Annotated in this window: 2 protein-coding genes and 2 pseudogenes; 2 read left to right on the top strand and 2 right to left on the bottom strand. The window is 38.0% G+C overall.

Going from position 1 to position 2292, the window contains the following annotated elements; translation table 11 throughout:
* Both VXP95_RS15370 and VXP95_RS15375 read right to left on the bottom strand, forming a co-directional pair.
* Window positions 1-190 (bottom strand): annotated as a pseudogene (locus VXP95_RS15370) (IS6 family transposase); the annotation flags it as partial.
* Between the two features lie 63 nt (window positions 191-253).
* Complete coding sequence (locus VXP95_RS15375) at window positions 254-1534, bottom strand: cation transporter (RefSeq protein ID WP_005093338.1); 1281 nt, start codon at window positions 1532-1534, stop codon at window positions 254-256.
* Window positions 1535-1623: 89 nt separating this feature from the next.
* Between VXP95_RS15375 and cadR the strand changes: the two genes are divergently transcribed.
* Together cadR and VXP95_RS15385 are read left to right on the top strand one after the other, a co-directional pair.
* Window positions 1624-2016 (top strand): Cd(II)/Pb(II)-responsive transcriptional regulator, encoded by a 393-nt coding sequence (gene cadR / locus VXP95_RS15380; RefSeq protein ID WP_000550240.1) that lies wholly within the window; start codon window positions 1624-1626, stop codon window positions 2014-2016.
* A 93-nt stretch (window positions 2017-2109) separates the two neighbouring features.
* A pseudogene (locus VXP95_RS15385) lies at window positions 2110-2292 on the top strand (IS6 family transposase); the annotation flags it as partial.

A 2292-nucleotide genomic window follows, 5' to 3' on the forward strand; every position in this document is an offset into this window, starting at 1 on the left:
GCGTTTTTCTATTTCAGGAGCATAACGTTGAACCCAACAATAAATAGTCGCATGATCAAAATTCACACCACATTCGACAAGCGACAAGCATTTCCTGAAGTTCACGATAGCTAATGCCATATTTACTATACCAGCGCACGGCCCAAAGAATGATTTCGCCCTGAAAATGCCGACCATGGAAAGGATTCATATGCTGCACCTTTAGCTAAAGCAGTCTTCAGCTTACCATTCGTAGTTATTTGCAACGGTGCCCTTACTTCAAAGCCAAAATTTTTCGGGCACCATTAAGTACGAATAAAGAAACCAGTATGCCAATGATTAAGTCTGGATAAGCTGATCCCGTCCACGCCACGAGTACACCGGCAAATATAACGCCCATATTTACGACAACGTCATTCGCCGAGAAAATCCAACTGGCTTTCATATGTGCGCCATCTTCTCGATGACCAGAAATAAGATATAAGCATGTCACGTTAGCTATAAGTGCGAGCAGGCCAATAACAATCATGAGCGTTGATTCTGGCTCGCTTCCAAACATGAATCGTCTAATGACATCAACAATCACGATAACAGCAAGTAATAACTGAATCCAACCTGCGAAATGGGCTGCTTTTATTTGATATTTCGCAGCTTTTCCGACGGCATATAGCGCAATACCATAAACGGCTGCATCGGCAAACATATCTAGAGAATCAGCAATCAATCCTGTAGACGCAGCAATAATACCGCTGATGAATTCTATAAAGAAAAGTAGAGCATTAATACCTAATAACAGTTTAAGTACTTTAGCTTGTCTCACAGGATCAGGTTCATTAGGTATATCGCCTGAAGAAAGCTGTATTTCATCAAGTTTCGCCCCAAAACCCAGTCCTTCGAGTTTAGCCGTAATTTGCTGAATCCCTTCATTATGGAAGACTTTCAGTTTTCGATTGGGAAGATCAAAAGTAAGACCTTTAACTGCTTCAATATCTGCAAGAGCCATACGGACCATTTGCTCTTCAGCAGAGCAATCCATTTTAGGAATGGTGTAGGTACTTGTTTGCTTAGCCTGTTGATTGCTTATATAAGTTTCAGTCTTCACAAGCTTTGCACCAAAACCCAAAGCTTCAAGTTTGGTGGTTATATTTTCATCTTTTTGATTATGTAGAACCTTTAAAGAACGGTTAGGTAAATCAAAGATGAGTTTTTGAACACCATCAATTGAAGATAGCGCCATACGAACCATCTGTTCTTCCGCAGAACAATCCATTTTGGGAACTAAGTATTCACTCATGTAGTGCGAATCTTTTAAAACGTCTTCAGTGCTTAAATTTTCTTTGGGATCAGAACCACAACAGGATTGAGCGGTATCTTCACAACTGTTTGAAGTGTTACAGCAAGGAGATGAAGATTTTTTTTCTTCCTCTTCACCACAACAGCTAAGCGTATTATCACAATTCTTTGAATTGTTTGCTTCTGCAATTGATGGATGATTTTCTTGTTGAGATTTCTTATCTTCGCATGGTGTTTCTTTACTACATCCACAACCACTCATAATTATACCCATTAAAAAAATTATAAACTTTGAATATTAGAATCCCTATAGTTACTATAGAGTCAAGAATCTTTGGAAATACTAACTCAATGCATTTAAAAATTGGTGAACTCTCTAAAAAAACCTCATGTTCAGTATTAACAATTAGGTTTTATGAAAAGGAAGGTTTAATTCCGGAACCGGAAAGAACGGAAGGAAATTACCGCCTTTACGATGTAGGCTATGTTGAGCGAATTAAATTTATTTTGAATTGCCGAACTTTAAATATGAGTTTGAATGAAATTCGTCAATTACTTACCTATAAAGACAAACCTGAGAAAAATTGTTCAGATGTGAATGAATTAATTGACTTACATGTCAGTGCTATCAGAGAAAATATAATCAAGCAACAAAAGCTTATTGAACAACTATCTGATTTAAGAGGTACTTGTGATGGTTTATGTACAATTGACCAATGTGGAGTTTTAAAAAATCTAGCTTGATTATCTAGACCTATGCTTTTTTCAAAAAATCGGCACTGTTGCAAATAACCACGAATGGTAAGCTGAAGACTGTTTTAGCTAAAGGTGCAGCATATGAATCCTTTCCATGGTCGGCATTTTCAGGGCGAAATCATTCTTTGGGCTGTGCGCTGGTATTGTAAATATGGCATTAGCTATCGTGAACTGCAGGAAATGCTGGCCGAACGGGGTGTGAATGTTGATCACACGACTATTTACCGTTGGGTTCAACGTTATGCTCCTGAAATAGAAAAACGT

It is taken from the genome of Acinetobacter sp. 226 (assembly GCF_048147925.1).
Lineage (GTDB): Bacteria > Pseudomonadota > Gammaproteobacteria > Pseudomonadales > Moraxellaceae > Acinetobacter > Acinetobacter pecorum.